Here is a 15,050-nt window from a genome sequence, read left to right on the forward strand (position 1 = left end):
GGGTGCTGCTGGTGGGCGGTGGAGTGCTGGAAGAAGGCGGTGGGCTCGAGGACTCCCCCGATGGACTGCAGCCGACCAACAGACCGGCGCCCGCGATCAGCAGTCCGCGCCGCCCGAACTCACCCGAGGAGACCATGACTGCAGTCTCCCCGGCCACACAAATGACTGCACAAACGACTACTGCGTGACGCGGTAGACGTCGAAGACGCCCTCCACCGAACGCACTGCCTTCAGCACGTGACCGAGGTGGGTCGGATCGCCCATCTCGAAGGTGAACCGGGACTTCGCGATCCGGTCGCGCGTCGTCGTGAGCGCCGCGGACAGGATGTTCACGTGGTAGTCCGACAGAACCCGGGTGATGTCCGACAGCAAGCGAGCCCGGTCGAGCGCCTCGACCTGGATCGCGACCAGGAACAGCGACTGCGCCGTCGGGGCCCACTCGACCTCGACGATCCGCTCCGGCTGGGCTGACAGGTTCTCGACGTTCGCGCAGTCGGAGCGGTGCACCGAGACGCCCGCGCCGCGAGTGATCCAGCCGATGATCTCGTCACCAGGCACCGGCGTACAGCACCGCGCCAGCTTGGAGAGCACGTCGGTCGCACCCTTGACCAGGACACCGGCGTCGCCGCGCGCAGACCGCTTCCGCCGCTCGCGAGACTGCGGCAACCGCAGGCCCTCGGCCAAGTCCTCGGCCGCGCCCTCTTCACCGCCGTACGTCTCGATCAGACGCCGTACGACGGCCTGTGCGGTCACGTGACTCTCGCCGACCGCGGCGTACAGGCCAGTGACGTCCGGGTACCGCAGTGAGTTGGCGACCGCCGTCAGGGTCTCGTGCGACAGCAGACGCTGCAGCGGCAGACCCTCCTTGCGGAGCTGCTTGGCGATCGCGTCCTTACCGTGCTCGATCGACTCGTCGCGGCGCTCCTTGGAGAACCAGTGCTTGATCTTGTTCCGCGCCCGCGGGCTCTTGACGAAGGCGAGCCAGTCCCGCGAGGGGCCGGCGCCTTGGGCCTTCGAGGTGAAGACCTCGACGACGTCACCGTTCTCCAGGGTGCTCTCCAGGGGCACCAGGCGACCGTTGACGCGGGCCCCGATACAGCGGTGCCCGACCTCGGTGTGGATCGCGTACGCGAAGTCGACCGGCGAGGAGCCGGTCGGCAGCGACATCACGTCGCCACGCGGGGTGAAGACGTAGACCTCGGAGTTGTTGATCTCGAAGCGCAGCGAGTCCAGGAACTCCGACGGGTCGGAGGTCTCGCGCTGCCAGTCGACCAACTGCCGGACCCAGGGCATGTCGTTCGGCGCGCCGACCTCGGTGGTCGGCGGCGCACCCACCTCGGGGGACGGCGCGTTCGGGTCTTCCTTGTACTTCCAGTGCGCGGCGATGCCGTACTCCGCGCGGCGGTGCATCGAGAAGGACCGGATCTGCAGCTCCACCGGCTTGCCCTGCGGGCCGATCACGGTGGTGTGCAGCGACTGGTACATGTTGAACTTCGGCATCGCGATGTAGTCCTTGAACCGGCCGGGGACCGGGTTCCACCGTGAGTGCATGATGCCGAGGGCGGCGTAACAGTCGCGGACGGACTCGACCAGGACGCGAATACCGACCAGGTCGTAGATGTCGCCGAACTCGCGGCCGCGGACGATCATCTTCTGGTAGATCGAGTAGTAGTGCTTGGGGCGACCGGTGACGGTCGCCTTCACCTTGGCCGCGCGCAGGTCCTCGTGGACCTGGTCGATCACGGTGGCGAGGTACTCGTCCCGCGACGGCGCACGCTCGGCGACCAGCCGGACGATCTCGTCGTACACCTTCGGGTGCAGGGTCGAGAACGACAGGTCCTCGAGCTCCCACTTGATGGTGTTCATACCGAGCCGGTGCGCCAGCGGTGCGTAGATCTCCAGCGTCTCGCGGGCGATCCGCTCCTGCTTCTCCTGCCGCAGCGACGACAGTGTGCGCATGTTGTGCAGCCGGTCGGACAGCTTGATGACGAGGACCCGGATGTCCTTGGCCATCGCGACGACCATCTTGCGGATCGTCTCGGCCTGCGCGGACTCGCCGTACTTGACCTTGTCCAGCTTGGTGACACCGTCGACCAGCATGGCGATCTCTTCGCCGAAGTCGCGGGTCAGCTCAGCCACCGTGTACGGCGTGTCCTCGACCGTGTCGTGCAACAGCGCCGCACAGAGCGTGGGAACCGTCATACCGAGCTCGGCCAGGATGGTGGCCACGGCGAGCGGGTGCGTGATGTAGGCGTCACCGCTCTTGCGCAGCTGGCCCGTGTGGTACTTCTCCGCGGTCCGGTAGGCGCGCTCGATCAGCGCCAGGTCGGCCTTGGGGTGCGTCGCGCGCACGACCCGGAACAGCGGCTCGAGCATCGGTGCGCGGTTCGGGTGCCTGGTCCCGCCCAGGCGCGCCAGCCGGGCGCGCACTCGGGCCGGGGCGATCCGCGGCGGTTGGGCAGCCGGCGGCGGTGATACGGGAGCTGCGCGCACCGGTGCCGGGGCGCGCGGAGGCTCCTGCGGTACTACGTTCGGTACCGCTGACGTCATCGCCGGGTCTTCGCCCACGTTGTGTCCCTCCGCCGACAGACCCCCAGTCTAGGGGCCACCGGCCAACGACAGAGAAACACCCTGTGGACAACACGCCGAGTCATTGACTGGTCACGCAGAGTTTGTCTGAAATCAGACAGAAAGCAGCGAAGTGACGCGCTCGGAGGCCAGCCGCTCGCGCCAGGGCAGGAACGACAGTTCCAGCAACACCGCCGTACCGACGACCTCTGCCTCACAGCGCCGGATCAGCCGCAGGCAGGCCTCGAGCGTCCCGCCGGTGGCCAGTACGTCGTCGATGACCAGCACACGGTCACCAGGCGCGAACGCATCCTGGTGCACCTCGATGGTCGCCTCGCCGTACTCCAGCGAGTACGACTCCTCGTACGTCGCCGCCGGTAGCTTGCCCTTCTTGCGGACCGGGACGAACCCGGCGCCGAGGGCGAGCGCGACCGGGGCGGCGAGAATGAACCCGCGCGCCTCGATCCCGACCACCTTGTCGACCACCGGGTTGCCGTCGTCGTCCTGACCCGCGGCCGCCAGCGCCTGGACCACCTGGCCGAAGCCGGTGGGGTCGGCCAGCAGCGGGGTGATGTCCTTGAACACCACCCCCGCTTGCGGGTAGTCCGGGATGTCGCGGATGCCGTCGGCCAGAACCTGCTCCAACGTCCGCGACATCACTTACCGCGCTTCGACCGGGGCTTGCGGGTCGGCTGCGGCCGTCCAGCCCCACCAGCGGCCATCGGACGCGCCGCCGGAGCCGGCGCCGAGCCGGTCGCCCGCGGGGTGTCCTGAACCCGTGCGGCACCCGCTGCCGCCGGCACCAGGTCGCCCTCGACGCCCGCGCTCTTGCCCGTGGCGGTGCCCTGGGCGCGCTTGGCCATGACGCGACGGTTCAGCGCCTGCATCCCCGGCTCGCGCTCCTTGAAGAGCGCCAGCAGGGCCGGGGCGATGAAGATCGACGAGTACGCACCGACGGCGATACCGACGAACAGGGCCAGCGAGAGGTCCTTCAGCGGACCGCTGCCGAGCACCCAGGTACCGACGACGAGGATCGACCCGACCGGCAGCAGCGCGATCAGCGTGGTGTTGATCGACCGCACGATGGTTTGGTTGACCGCGAGGTTGGTCGCGTCGGAGTAGGTGAGGCGGTTCGAGCCGGTGATGCCGCGGGTGTTCTCGCGGATCTTGTCGAACACCACCACCGTGTCGTACAGCGAGTACCCGAGGATCGTCAGGACGCCGATCACCGTGGCCGGGGTGACGTCGAACCCGATCAGCGCGTAGAGCCCGACCGTGATCAGTACGTCGTGGCCCAGCGCGATGATCGCGGCCAGCGAGGCCTTGGGTTCGCGGAAGTACCCCCAGATCACCAGGAAGACCAGCGCGATGAACACGATCAGCGCGATGATCGCCTTGTTCGCGATCTGGTCGCCCCAGGAGGCGCCGATCTGCTGCGAGGTGACCTGGTCGGCCGGGATACCGGCCGCGTCCGCGATGGCCTTGCGGACCACCGGGACCTGCTCCTGGGTGAGCGGCTTGGTCTGGACCCGCACCCGCTCGTTGTTGATCGTGGTGACGACCGGGTCACCGATCTCGGCGATGTTGGTCGCCTTCACCACATCACCGAACTTCTGCACGGTGTCGGCGGTGATCTGCGTCTTGGCTTCGTACTCGACGCCGCCCCGGAACTCGATGCCGAGCTCCAGGCCGCGGGCGAACAGGCCGCCCAGCGAGAGCACGACCAGCGCGATCGAGACGATGAACCAGACCTTGCGGTGGCCGATGAAGTTGTAGGAGACCTCACCCTTGTGCAGTTTGTTTCCGAGCTGTCCGAGCTTCGACATCAGACCTCCCCTCCGATCGGCTTACGCGTGGACGGCTTGCGGGCCGGGCCCTTGGCGACCGGGCCGGCGCTGTGACCGGGCAGCCGCTCGACGCCGAGGTGCTCGGGGTCGAGACCGGACAGCTTGTGGCCGTGACCGAAGAAGTTGGTCCGGGCCAGCAGCGTGACCAGCGGCTTGGTGAAGACGAACACCACGACCAGGTCGATCAGGGTGGTCAGGCCGAGCGTGAACGCGAAGCCGCGGACACTGCCGACGGCCAGGGTGTACAGCACCAGCGCGGCGAGCAGCGAGATCGAGTCGGCCGCGATGATCGTGTGCTTGGCGCGCGCCCAGCCGGTCTCCACCGACGACCGCAGACTGCGGCCCTCGCGCACTTCGTCACGTAGTCGTTCGAAGTAGATGACGAACGAGTCCGCGGTGATACCGATCGCCACGATCAGACCCGCGATCCCGGCCAGCGTCAGGGTGAACCCGATCGCCTTGCCGAGCAGGATGACCAGGGCGCCGGTCAGCAACGAGGCGACCGCCAGCGACGCGACCACGACCAGGCCCAGACCGCGGTAGTACAGGAACGAGAAGAGCACGACCAGGGCGAGACCGGCCAGGCCGGCCCAGATCCCGGCCGAGAGCTGGTTACCACCGAGCTGCGCCGAGACCGTCTCCACCGACGAGGTGTCGAACGCGACCGGCAGGGCGCCGAACTTGAGGACGTTGGCCAGGTCGCGGGCCTCGGCCTCGGTGAAGCTTCCGCTGATCTCCGCGGTGCCACCGGGGATCGGCTGGGCGACCGACGGGGTGGAGATCGCCACGCCGTCGAGCACGATCGCGAACAGGTTGTTGCCCTCGCCACGCGCCGCGATCGCGGTCGTCGCCTTGAGGAACTTGTCGCCGCCCTCGCCGGTGAAGTTCAGGTTGACCTGCCACTTGAACTGGTTCTGCGGGATGCCGGCGGTGGCGTCCGAAAGGTCGGTGCCCTTCATGATCGCCGGACCGAGCAGGTACTTGTAGACCTTCTCCTTGTCACAGGAGAACTGCGGCTTGGCCGAGTTCTCGTCCTGCTTGTCACCGCACTTGAACGCCGCGAACGCGGCCTGCGTTGCTGCGTCCGGGGTGTACTTGAGCGGGTCGCCGCTGGTGTCGGCCGGCGGGACACTCGGGGTGCCGGACGGCTTGGCCGTCGGCGTACCGGAGGGCTTCGGGGTCGGCGTCGGCGTGGCCTGGCCGAGCACACTGCTCCAGGCCCGGCCGTTCGGCTTGGCCGTCGGCGTCCCGGTCGGCTTGATCGACGTACTCGGCTTCGGCGTGGTCGACGGCTTGCCGGTCGGCTTCCCGGTGGGGGTCGGCGTCGTGGACGGCGTCGGCATCGGCTGGGCCGGCTGCGCGTCGTACACGATCCGGAAGTACAGCAAGGCGGTCTGGCCGACCTGCGCCACCAGGCTGTCCTGCGTCGCGCCGGGCACGGCCACAGTGATGTGCGAGCCCGAGGTGACGATGTCGGCCTCAGCGACACCGGCGCCGTTCACACGCTGCGAGATGATGTTCTTCGCCTCGCTGATCTGCTCGGCGGTCACCTGCCCGCTGCCGTCCAGATTCCGGGCGGTCAGCGTGATGGTGGTACCACCGCGCAGGTCCAGACCGAGCTTGGGCTTCCAGGTCTTGGTGAGCGCCATGATCCCGAACAGCAGGACCACGATGACTCCCAGGGCAATCAGGAGCCGACCGGGGCGGGATGTCGTCGTCGTTGCCACGTCAGATTCAACCTTTGTGCTTCTGGGCGCGCCCCACCAGCAGGTGGGGCGCGCCGCAGGCTGTCAGTGGGAGGTCAGTTCTCGGTGTGCGTCGGCGGCAGCTTCGGCGCGTCCTGCACCTTGCCGTCCGCCTTGTCACGACCCGCATCCGGTACGTCGACCGTGTCCTTGGCGGGCTCGTCGACGGCGACGTCGGTCGCGACAGCGGCCTCGGCCTCGTCGGTCGCGGGCTCCGCCTCGTCCGGGGTCACGTCCTCGTCCGGGATGATCCGGCCGACGGCCGCCTTGACCACCTGGATCAGCACGCCGTCGGAGATCTCCAGCGTCACGTACTCGTCGTCGGTGTCCTCGACGATGCCGACCATGCCGCTGGTGGTGATCACCTTGGTCCCCGGCGCGAGGGAGGCGACAGTCTGCGCCTGCTTCTCGCGCTGCTTACGCTGCGTGCGGCTCATGAACCAGATCATTCCGACAATCAGGATCAGCGGGATCAGCAGCGTGATGCCGCCACCCCCGGAGCCGGCCATCGGTGCGGCAAGGAGTTGCATCGGGTCTCAGAATCCTTCGTGAATCGGGAGTACGGGCTTCCGGCACGCTCTGCTTCAAGCGCGCAGGACGCAGCGGAATGACCTCAGGTCAGGCCAACGGGGAGTCTAACCCTGAGCGTCAACAAGTGCCTCATGACTCGGGGTCACGTTTGGATCACTCAGCCTAGGGGCGTCAGTCGTCCTCGTCGTCGAACAGCGTGTCGGCGAAGGCCGCACCCTTGGGGATCTTCAGCCCGATGTGCCGCCAGGCGGCGGGAGTCGCGACCCGGCCGCGCGGCGTGCGGGCCAGATAGCCGGAGCGGACGAGGAACGGCTCGGCGACCTCTTCGACCGTCTCGCGCTCCTCGCCGACCGCCACCGCGAGCGTGGACAGGCCGACCGGCCCACCACCGAAGCGGCGGCACAAGGCGTCCAGCACCGAACGGTCCAGCCGGTCCAGGCCCATCTTGTCGACCTCGTACAGCTCGAGGGCGGCCTTGGACAGCGCCAGCGTGATGATCCCGTCGGCCCGGACCTCGGCGAAGTCGCGCACCCGGCGCAGCAGCCGGTTCGCGATCCGGGGTGTCCCCCGGGACCGGGAAGCGATCTCGGCTGCGGCCTCCGGGGTGATGTCGACCTCGAGCAGGTCGGCCGAGCGGTTGACGATCTTCTCCAGCTCGGAGGCGTCGTAGAACTCCAGGTGCCCGGTGAAGCCGAAGCGGTCCCGCAGCGGCCCGGGCAGCAGGCCCGCGCGCGTGGTCGCCCCGACCAGCGTGAACGGCGGGATCTCCAGCGGGATCGCGGTCGCCCCTGGCCCCTTGCCGACGATGACGTCGACCCGGAAGTCCTCCATCGCCATGTAGAGCAGCTCTTCGGCCGGCCGCGACATCCGGTGGATCTCGTCGAGGAACAGCACTTCGCCCTCGTTGAGCCCGGACAGGATCGCGGCCAGGTCACCGGCATGCTGGATCGCCGGGCCGCTGGTCACTCGCAGTGGAGCGGACATCTCGGCGGCGATGATCATGGCCAGCGTGGTCTTGCCCAGTCCGGGCGGCCCGGACAGCAGGACGTGGTCGGGTGTCCGGTTCCGGCCGCGGGCCGCGTGCAGGACCAGCTCGAGCTGCTCGCTGACCCGGCGCTGACCGCCGAACTCGGCCAGCGTCCGCGGCCGCAGCGCCGACTCGATCTTGCGCTCCTCGAGATCCACCAGGTCGGCGGAGACGAGCGGGCGAACGTTGTCGTCGTCGTCCATCGCTTATGCCTTCGACAGCGCGCGCAACGCGGCGCGGAGCAGATCGGGGACCGACGGGTTCGGGTTGTCGGCGGCCAGCGGTGACACTGCGGTGACCGCGTCCTCCGCATCGCGCGGCGACCAACCGAGACCGACCAGACCGGCATGCACCTGAGCCCGCCAGGCATCCTGCGCCTGCAGCGGCCGCCCGCTCACCGTCCTGGTCGGCATGCCGACCTTCTCCTTGAGCTCCAGCACGATCCGCTGGGCGCCCTTCTTGCCGATCCCCGGGACCTTCACCAGTACGACGAGATCCTCGGTGGCAATGGCATGCCGCAGCTGATCCGGCTCGAGCACGGCGAGCGCGGCCTGGGCCAGCTTCGGGCCGACACCCGTGGCCGTCAGCAACAATTCGAAGAGGCTCTTGGCGTCGTCGTCGGCGAATCCGTAGAGCGTGAGCGAGTCCTCGCGCACGATCATCGAGGTCGCGATCCGGGCCTCTTGCCCGGGCCGCAAGCCGGCCAGCGTGCCGGGGTCACAGAGGACCTGCAGGCCCACTCCCCCGACCTCGATCACGGCACTGTCGACTCCGATGGCCGCCACTGGGCCACGCACGAACGCGATCACCGCGCACCTCCACTCATCGCTTGCCTTGTTGCGCCGCTACAGCGGCTCGCAGTCGCGCCACCTGCAGGCGGGACTGCGCCTGCGCCGCGGCCTCCAGATTCGACCGGGAGGCGGCGGCTTCTTGCAGTTTGCTCGTCACGCCACCGCGCCAGATGTGACAGATCGCCAGCGCCAGCGCATCCGCGGCATCGGCGGGCGTCGGCCGCTCGGGCAGCTGCAGGATCCGGGTGACCATCGTGGTCACCTGCTCCTTGCCGGCCCGCCCGGACCCGGTGACCGCGGCCTTCACCTCGCTCGGGGTGTGCAGTGCGACCGGCAGCCCGTTACGCGCCGCGACCACCATCGCCACCCCGGAGGCCTGGGCCGTGCCCATCACCGTCCGCACGTTGTGCTGGGCGAAAACCCGCTCCACCGCGACCGCGTCGGGCCGGTGCTCGGTGATCCACTCGATCAGCCCGGCCTCGATCAGCACCAGGCGCTTCGAGACATCGAGGTCGGGTGGCGTCCGGATCACGCCGACGGCGACCATCGTGGGCGGTCTGCCCGGCGTGCCCTCGACGACGCCGAGACCGCACCGGGTCAACCCAGGGTCGACGCCGAGCACCCGCATGGACTACCTCCGAACGTTTGTTCGACAACCCTAGCGGCCGGTCCGGACAGCCGGGAAATCGACGCGCCGCCCGCTCAGAAGGAGTCGATCATGTACGCCGCGGACCCGCCGAACGCGGCGTCGAGCGCGCTGTCCACGGCCGCCGATCCCCCGGTCAGCAGGCCAGCTCCTCGCAGCGCGGCGGTCGGCGTACCGGCATAGAGCGCGGCCAGTCCGCGAGCTCCCAGCCGGACCGCGTCGTCAGCCGGCTCGGCCGCAACCAAGCTCCCGGTGCCGTCGGCGACCGACAACCGCCAGTCCCCTGCGTTGGCCGGCAGATCGGCGTCGTCGAGGTGCAGCGCCACATCCAGTACGGCGCCTGTTGCGAATCCGCGCGCGGCGATCGCGGCCGGCGCATCGGTCAACCGCAGCATCCAGCGCTGCACCTGTGTCTGCGCCTCGGCCTCGTGCTCGGTGAGCAAGTGGATGGGATCGGTCGGCCCGACATAGGCCAGCACGGTCTTTGCAATCGACGCACCGGAGCCGACAGTCGCCCAGAGCGCCCGTGCGGTTGCTTCGGAGCCGGCCACCAGTTCGTCGACGCACAGGTTCCCGTCGGACCAGTTGTAGACGACAAAGCCGTCCTCAGCGACGTACGCGAAGTTGTCCTCATCGCCCAGCCAGGACTCGATCTGCTTGAGCGGCCAGATCAGCGGACCACTCGAGCGCTGGGTCGCATGCATCTTCGAGGCGAGCTCAAGGAAGAGCTGTGCGTCCGCCTTGCCCGCCTTGCGCACCGGCACGCCCTTGCCGCCCAGCATGCGCAGATCGGCCGCCGAGAAGGTGAACTGGTACCGCTCACCCGCGAACTCGTACCCGAGGTGCCGGTAGAGCACAGTGGTCGCCGGGTAGAGCGCAGAGAGCGCAAGGCCCTTCTCCACACTCCGCTCCAGCACCGCACGCATCAGCAGGCTGCCGACACCACGCCCCCGGTACTCCGGAGAGACGATGACGCTGGCGATTCCGGCCATCGGTACCCGCCGTCCGCCCCACCACTGCTCGAACGGCCAGAGCCTCGCCGCCGCAACCAGCTCATCGCCGTCGACCACTCCGAGGCACCGGCCGTCCTGCGCGAACTCCAGCGCAGTCTTTCGCCACTCGTCCCTGTCACCACCCGGCCCGAACGACCGCAGCCTCACCTGCCAAGCCGCGTCCAGGTGCTCCTCGGCAACATCCACAACCCGCAGCGCATCTGTCACGCGTCCGACCCTACGTGGCCGTGCTTCATCCCAGCGACAGGAATAGTGGCAGCGCATTCATGGCACCGTGGACCGTGATCAGCGGCCACATCCGCCGGTACCGGCTCCACAGGTAGCCCAGGAACAGCCCCTGCACGCCCTGGTTCACCAGGACGGATGCCAGATCGATGCCGAGCTCGCCTCTGCCCTGCAGCGCCACATGCCAAACCGCCCAGGCAATCGATGCCAGGAGGATCGCGGGCCACGGACCAAGCAGTTGCTCCCAGCGTGTCTGCAACCAGCGCCGATAGAAGACCTCCTCGAGCACGCTGTTGATCAGGAACCCGCCGAGAATCACCAGCGCCAGTTCAGCAGCCCCCATGTCCGGCTTCTCGGTCGCAGGTGCAGCCAGCGGCCCGAAGTAGCTCAACCCCAGGAACGCAACCACTGGAACGACCGGAGCCCACCTGACTGTTGCCGGCCAGACCTTGGTGGGCTTGCCACCCAGCCAGCGGAACACCGCCAGCGGTGCGAGCAGTAGGAGCAGCCCCTTCAGCACCTCGAACATGCCCAGACCGAGCAGCTTCAGCAGTACGGCGAACGCCAGCGCCAGCCCGGTCAGAATCCACGCCTGGCGACGGTCCGCCGTACCGGCGTCGACCCGCTCGACCTGCGGCGGCATGAGCCGCACCAGAAGGATGCCGACGGCAACAGATATCCAGCGGACCCACATCTGCTGCGTGCTGTCACTGTCGGCCGTGTATCGCACCTCGGTGTTGCCGGTGAGCACCAGCACCAGCGCAGCGCCCACCAGAACCGCAATCCCAACCACCAACACCCAGCGCCGCATCCGCGCCATCATGCCAGCCGAACGGGCCTACTTGCGGTCGGTCACCCAGAGGTGGATGGTCCCCTCGACAACGACGGTGCCGTCGTCGCGCGTTGCCTTCACCCGCACCGGTACGTCGGGTCCGGTAGTCCAGTCATCCGGGTCGGTCTCGGCTGAGCAGGTGAGGTCGGTGGTGGACTTGGCGAGGTAGGAGACCTCCATGCCCTTCGGGAGCCAGCGCTTGCCGGACGGAACGGTCGCCTCGGCCAGTGCGCCCATCGCTGCCTCCAGCCCGTTGCACACTGCGATCGCATGCACCGTGCCGATGTGGTTCTGCACCGCCCGCCGCTTCGGCAGCACCAGCGACGCGAAGTTCGGGCCGACCTGCACGAACCGCAGCCGGATCGTCCGGAAGTACGGCGCCTTCCACGCAAAGGCCCGCGAGAACACCCGGGCTCCACCCGGAACCGCCTTGAGCCGGCCCCACATCTCCACCAACTGAGTCGCCATACCGGCATGTTACCCGCGAGTAAGGCATCTTGTCGCCGCCCCCGCCGAACAAACCCGTTGCCGCTGCCGGACCGCGCACCATAGGTTCGCGTCCGACTCGCCGCCGGGATGGCCCCGGCGACGTACCAAAAGGTGGTGACCGAGATGCTCGACCTGCGCAACTGCGACCTGGACAACCTGAACTCCGTGACGAAGTACCCCTCGATCCCCACCTACCACTCGCTGGACCCACGCAACGGAGGACTGCTCGACGACCGGGTCCCGTTCACCGGTCCGGTGATCGGTACCGAGAAGGTCGACGGAACCAACGCCCGCATCATCACGCTGCCCGACGGCTCGTACCTGCTCGGCAGCCGCGAGGAGCTGCTCTACGCGAAGGGCGATCTGATCGGCAACCCGGCACTCGGCATCGTCGCGGAGCTCCGTCGCGTTGCGGACGCCCTGCCGGTTCCGGCGGCCGACCGGATCGAGGTGCGCTTCCTGGAGGTGTACGGCGGCAAGGTCACCGGTGCGAGCAAGAACTACACCGGCGACCGTCGAGTCGGCCACCGTCTCTTCGACGCGATCCATCTGACCGACTACGAGGACCTGCTGGCTCAGCCGCGCGCTGCGCTGTCGGACTGGCGTGAGGCGGGCAACCAGCCGTTCCTCGCCGAGGAAGAGCTTCAGAAGCTGGCTGCCGCCGATGGACTCACCCTCACGCCTCGCCTGTTCATCCTCGACGCAGTCGACCTACCAGACGGCATGGAAGAGACGCAGGCCTTCCTCACGCAGCACCTACCGCACACCCTCAGCGGTCTCGACGACTCCGCCGTCGGCACTCCTGAAGGCATCGTCCTGCGCACGCCTGACCGCAGCACCATCGCCAAGGCTCGCTTCCAGGACTACTCGCGCACTCTGAAGCGCCGGAACCGCTAGGGCGCCTCGGGCCGGACCGTCTTGAGTGTTCCGTTCACACGGACCTGGACGGTACGGCCTGAGGTCGCGCGGTCGGCCGTGATCCGGAACGACCGGACGCGGCCGGCCTTCCAGGTGCAGTCCACCCGGTAGCCACCGCGAGCCCGTAAACCGCGGAATGAGCCGTCCGCCCAGTCTGCCGGTAGTGCGGGCAGCAGCGAGATCTCACCGCCATGGCTCTGCAGGAGCATCTCCACGATCGCCCCGGACACTCCGAGGTTTCCGTCGATCTGGAACGGCGGATGCGTCGCGAACAGGTTCTGGAGCGTGTTGAAGGTGAGCAGCCCGCGCAGCATGATCGCTGCGCGCTCACCGTCGCCGAGCCGCGCGAACAGCGCGCACCGCCACGGCCAGGTCCACGAACGACGGCTGTCCCCCGACACAGTGGCCGCAGTGAACGGCTCGCCCTCCTTCTCACCGCAGCGCGCCTTCAGCGACACCAGGGCCGCGGCTGCGAGTTCCGGCGTACCGGCTGGGGTGATCTGCCGGCCGGGGTAGACAGCGAACAGGTGTGAGGTGTGCCGGTGGATGTCGGCCGGGTCGTCGCGGTCGGTCTGCCACTCCTGGAGCTGTCCCCAGCGGCCGATCTTGTTGGGTGCCAGCCGGGCCTGCATGCTCGCCACAGTCCGCCGGTACGGCGTATCGACGCCCAGGACGGTCGCAGCGTCGACGTAGTTCTGGAAGAGGTCCCAGATGATCTGCTGGTCGTACATCACGCCGTTCTCGCGCGGACCGTGCTCCGGCGACCAGCCATCGGGCGAGACCAGCCGGCCGTCCGCATCCTCGACGAGACGGTCCTCCCAGAACTCGCAGATCTCCTTGATCAACGGGTACGCGTGCTGGCGCAGGTAGTCGCGGTCCTGTGTGAAGGCGTAGTGCTCCCACAGGTGCTGCGCGTACCAGGCACTCGCGACGGTGTTCCACTGCCAGGAGTTGCCACCGAAGACGCTCTGGCTGGTGCGAGCCGTCCAGCCGCGGGTGTCGGCGCCGAACGCATGCCGCGTTGCCACTCGGCTCGGTACGGCGACCTGCTCGATGAAGCGGGTCAGCGCCTCGTGCGAGTCCGGCAGGTCGGTGGTCTCCGCGCCCCAGTAGTTCATCTGGATGTTGATGTTCGTGTGATAGTCCGATGCCCAGGCTGGCTGGTCCTGGTCGTTCCAGAGTCCCTGCAGGTTGGCCGGGAGTCCGTCCGGTCGCGATGACGACGTCAGCAGGTAGCGGCTGTACGTGAACAGGGTCTGCTCGAGGGACGGGTCCGCGCCACCGTCGGCGTACCGGGTGAGTCGCTGGTCTGTCGGGAGTGCGGCCACGTCAGGTGCCGTGGTGCCCCAGTCGACGGCAACCCGGTTCATGCGGGCGCTGAAGTCCTTCTGATGCATGCGTAGCAAGGCATCTGCACCTTGCCGCGCGGCCGCGGCGACAGACTGCCGCACCGCCGGTGCTGGAGCGCTACCGCGCCAGCCGTTCGCTGCCGACATCGCATAGTCGGTGCGGCCATCCAGATAGAGCACCAGCTCCCGACAGTCCATTACCTCGATCGACGTGCCGTCCGTCGACACCGACCCGCCCTTGGTAACCACGCGAACCTCGGCTGCGTACCGCAGTCCGTTGCCCATGGCACCGTTGAACTGCAGCGTCGTCCGGTCCGCGGTCGTCTTGGCGCCCTGACCGGCCAGCAAGGACACCCGCCCCGACAGCTGACCGGTGTATCGCAGGACGAGCACCTCCCCCGCAAACGCCGTACTGCGGATGCGCACGCCCTGCTCGTCGACGTACTCGGTGCTGTGCACACCACCGACCAGGTCGAGCGAACGCCGGTACTCCGTGAACTGCGGCGCCTCGTGCGAGTCAACACCATCCAGTGCGATCTCAGCGACCTGGAAGTGGCTCACGCCGGCCACCGGCGTGAAGGTAAAGCGATAGTGCCGGTACGACGCCGGTGTCGCGACAGCGAAGTGGCGAGTCTCGAACCGCGTGCTGAACGGCCCGGCCAACTGCTGCCGATCCAGCACCGTCCACGCCTGCCCGTCGTTCGACCCCTCAAGCACCCAGGCCTGCGGATCCCGGGCCGGCACATCATTCGCACTGGTCAATGCGTACCCAGCAACGCTGGTCGCCGTCCGCAGCGCCAACTGCCACACCACCGCAGCAGGCGGCGAGCTCACACACCACTTGGTGTCGCTGCGCCCGTCGATCGTCTGCTGCGCGGTCTCCGCGGAGGACGACTCGTACGGCCCACCCGGCGCCGTCAGCTCGGTTGCCCCGCCACCTAACTCGACGTACAGGTCTCCGAAGTTCCGGAACGACCCGAAGCCGGTCATCGACGTGTCGAACGCATTGTCGTCAACGCCGGCAAGACCGTTGTCGTAGTCGTTCACCCCGCCCCACAAGCTCTGCTCG

14 protein-coding genes are annotated in these 15,050 nt (G+C 68.3%); 2 read left to right on the forward strand and 12 right to left on the reverse strand.

Features of this window, described 5'->3' with window-relative positions:
* On the forward strand, positions 1-188 hold a 188-nt coding region (locus E1263_RS43890), incomplete at its 5' end, for a hypothetical protein (protein WP_238161931.1).
* On the opposite strand, the gene E1263_RS37925 is transcribed toward E1263_RS43890, so the two are convergent.
* From E1263_RS37925 to E1263_RS37975, 11 genes are all read right to left on the reverse strand, one after another.
* Positions 178-2,376, reverse strand: coding sequence for a RelA/SpoT family protein (locus E1263_RS37925; RefSeq protein WP_202869248.1), 2,199 nt, complete (start codon positions 2,374-2,376; stop codon positions 178-180). The genes E1263_RS43890 and E1263_RS37925 overlap by 11 nt on opposite strands.
* 306 nt (positions 2,377-2,682) lie before the next feature.
* On the reverse strand, positions 2,683-3,225 hold the full coding sequence (locus E1263_RS37930) for an adenine phosphoribosyltransferase (protein WP_132176501.1): 543 nt from the start codon (positions 3,223-3,225) through the stop codon (positions 2,683-2,685).
* Positions 3,225-4,394, reverse strand: coding sequence for a protein translocase subunit SecF (secF, locus tag E1263_RS37935; RefSeq protein ID WP_132176503.1), 1,170 nt, complete (start codon positions 4,392-4,394; stop codon positions 3,225-3,227). The genes E1263_RS37930 and secF overlap by 1 nt, the downstream gene beginning before the upstream one ends.
* On the reverse strand, positions 4,394-6,142 hold the full coding sequence (gene secD / locus E1263_RS37940) for a protein translocase subunit SecD (RefSeq protein ID WP_132176505.1): 1,749 nt from the start codon (positions 6,140-6,142) through the stop codon (positions 4,394-4,396). Before secD ends, secF begins: the two co-directional genes overlap by 1 nt.
* Positions 6,143-6,216: 74 nt before the next feature.
* The gene (yajC, locus tag E1263_RS37945) at positions 6,217-6,690 is read right to left on the reverse strand and encodes a preprotein translocase subunit YajC (protein ID WP_132176507.1); all 474 of its coding nucleotides are present in this window, start codon (positions 6,688-6,690) and stop codon (positions 6,217-6,219) included.
* Between the two features lie 172 nt (positions 6,691-6,862).
* Positions 6,863-7,921: a Holliday junction branch migration DNA helicase RuvB gene (gene ruvB, locus E1263_RS37950; protein ID WP_132176509.1), complete on the reverse strand. Its 1,059-nt coding sequence runs from the start codon at positions 7,919-7,921 to the stop codon at positions 6,863-6,865.
* A 3-nt stretch (positions 7,922-7,924) separates the two neighbouring features.
* On the reverse strand, positions 7,925-8,527 hold the full coding sequence (gene ruvA, locus E1263_RS37955; RefSeq protein ID WP_132176511.1) for a Holliday junction branch migration protein RuvA: 603 nt from the start codon (positions 8,525-8,527) through the stop codon (positions 7,925-7,927).
* A 13-nt stretch (positions 8,528-8,540) separates the two neighbouring features.
* The gene (gene ruvC, locus E1263_RS37960; RefSeq protein WP_132176513.1) at positions 8,541-9,137 is read right to left on the reverse strand and encodes a crossover junction endodeoxyribonuclease RuvC; all 597 of its coding nucleotides are present in this window, start codon (positions 9,135-9,137) and stop codon (positions 8,541-8,543) included.
* A gap of 74 nt (positions 9,138-9,211) precedes the next feature.
* Complete coding sequence (locus E1263_RS37965; RefSeq protein ID WP_132176515.1) at positions 9,212-10,375, reverse strand: GNAT family N-acetyltransferase; 1,164 nt, start codon at positions 10,373-10,375, stop codon at positions 9,212-9,214.
* 25 nt (positions 10,376-10,400) lie between these two features.
* Positions 10,401-11,204 carry a CPBP family intramembrane glutamic endopeptidase gene (locus tag E1263_RS37970; RefSeq protein ID WP_132176517.1) on the reverse strand — a complete coding sequence of 268 codons (804 nt, stop codon included), beginning with the start codon at positions 11,202-11,204 and terminating at the stop codon, positions 10,401-10,403.
* Between the two features lie 27 nt (positions 11,205-11,231).
* Positions 11,232-11,693 (reverse strand): hotdog fold domain-containing protein, encoded by a 462-nt coding sequence (locus tag E1263_RS37975; RefSeq protein WP_132176519.1) that lies wholly within the window; start codon positions 11,691-11,693, stop codon positions 11,232-11,234.
* Between the two features lie 144 nt (positions 11,694-11,837).
* On the opposite strand from E1263_RS37975, the gene E1263_RS37980 reads away from it, so the two are divergent.
* Positions 11,838-12,611 (forward strand): RNA ligase family protein, encoded by a 774-nt coding sequence (locus tag E1263_RS37980; RefSeq protein WP_132176523.1) that lies wholly within the window; start codon positions 11,838-11,840, stop codon positions 12,609-12,611.
* Here E1263_RS37980 and E1263_RS37985 read toward each other — a convergent pair.
* Positions 12,608-15,050, reverse strand: a 2,443-nt coding sequence (locus tag E1263_RS37985) for a glycosyl hydrolase family 95 catalytic domain-containing protein (protein ID WP_132176521.1), incomplete at its 5' end; no start/stop codon positions are given. The genes E1263_RS37980 and E1263_RS37985 overlap by 4 nt on opposite strands.

It is taken from the genome of Kribbella antibiotica (genome assembly GCF_004349055.1).
Lineage (GTDB): Bacteria > Actinomycetota > Actinomycetes > Propionibacteriales > Kribbellaceae > Kribbella > Kribbella antibiotica.

Excerpts from the sequence above, each read along its gene's own strand:
- E1263_RS37925 (WP_202869248.1), bottom strand. The coding sequence starts at position 2,376 with ATGCTCGAGCCGCTGTTCCGGGTCGTGCGCGCGACGCACCCCAAGGCC.
- E1263_RS37930 (WP_132176501.1), bottom strand. The coding sequence starts at position 3,225 with ATGTCGCGGACGTTGGAGCAGGTTCTGGCCGACGGCATCCGCGACATC.
- secF (WP_132176503.1), bottom strand. The coding sequence starts at position 4,394 with ATGTCGAAGCTCGGACAGCTCGGAAACAAACTGCACAAGGGTGAGGTC.
- yajC (WP_132176507.1), bottom strand. The coding sequence starts at position 6,690 with ATGCAACTCCTTGCCGCACCGATGGCCGGCTCCGGGGGTGGCGGCATC.
- ruvB (WP_132176509.1), bottom strand. The coding sequence starts at position 7,921 with ATGGACGACGACGACAACGTTCGCCCGCTCGTCTCCGCCGACCTGGTG.
- ruvC (WP_132176513.1), bottom strand. The coding sequence starts at position 9,137 with ATGCGGGTGCTCGGCGTCGACCCTGGGTTGACCCGGTGCGGTCTCGGC.
- E1263_RS37970 (WP_132176517.1), bottom strand. The coding sequence starts at position 11,204 with ATGCGGCGCTGGGTGTTGGTGGTTGGGATTGCGGTTCTGGTGGGCGCT.
- E1263_RS37975 (WP_132176519.1), bottom strand. The coding sequence starts at position 11,693 with ATGGCGACTCAGTTGGTGGAGATGTGGGGCCGGCTCAAGGCGGTTCCG.
- E1263_RS37980 (WP_132176523.1), top strand. The coding sequence starts at position 11,838 with ATGCTCGACCTGCGCAACTGCGACCTGGACAACCTGAACTCCGTGACG.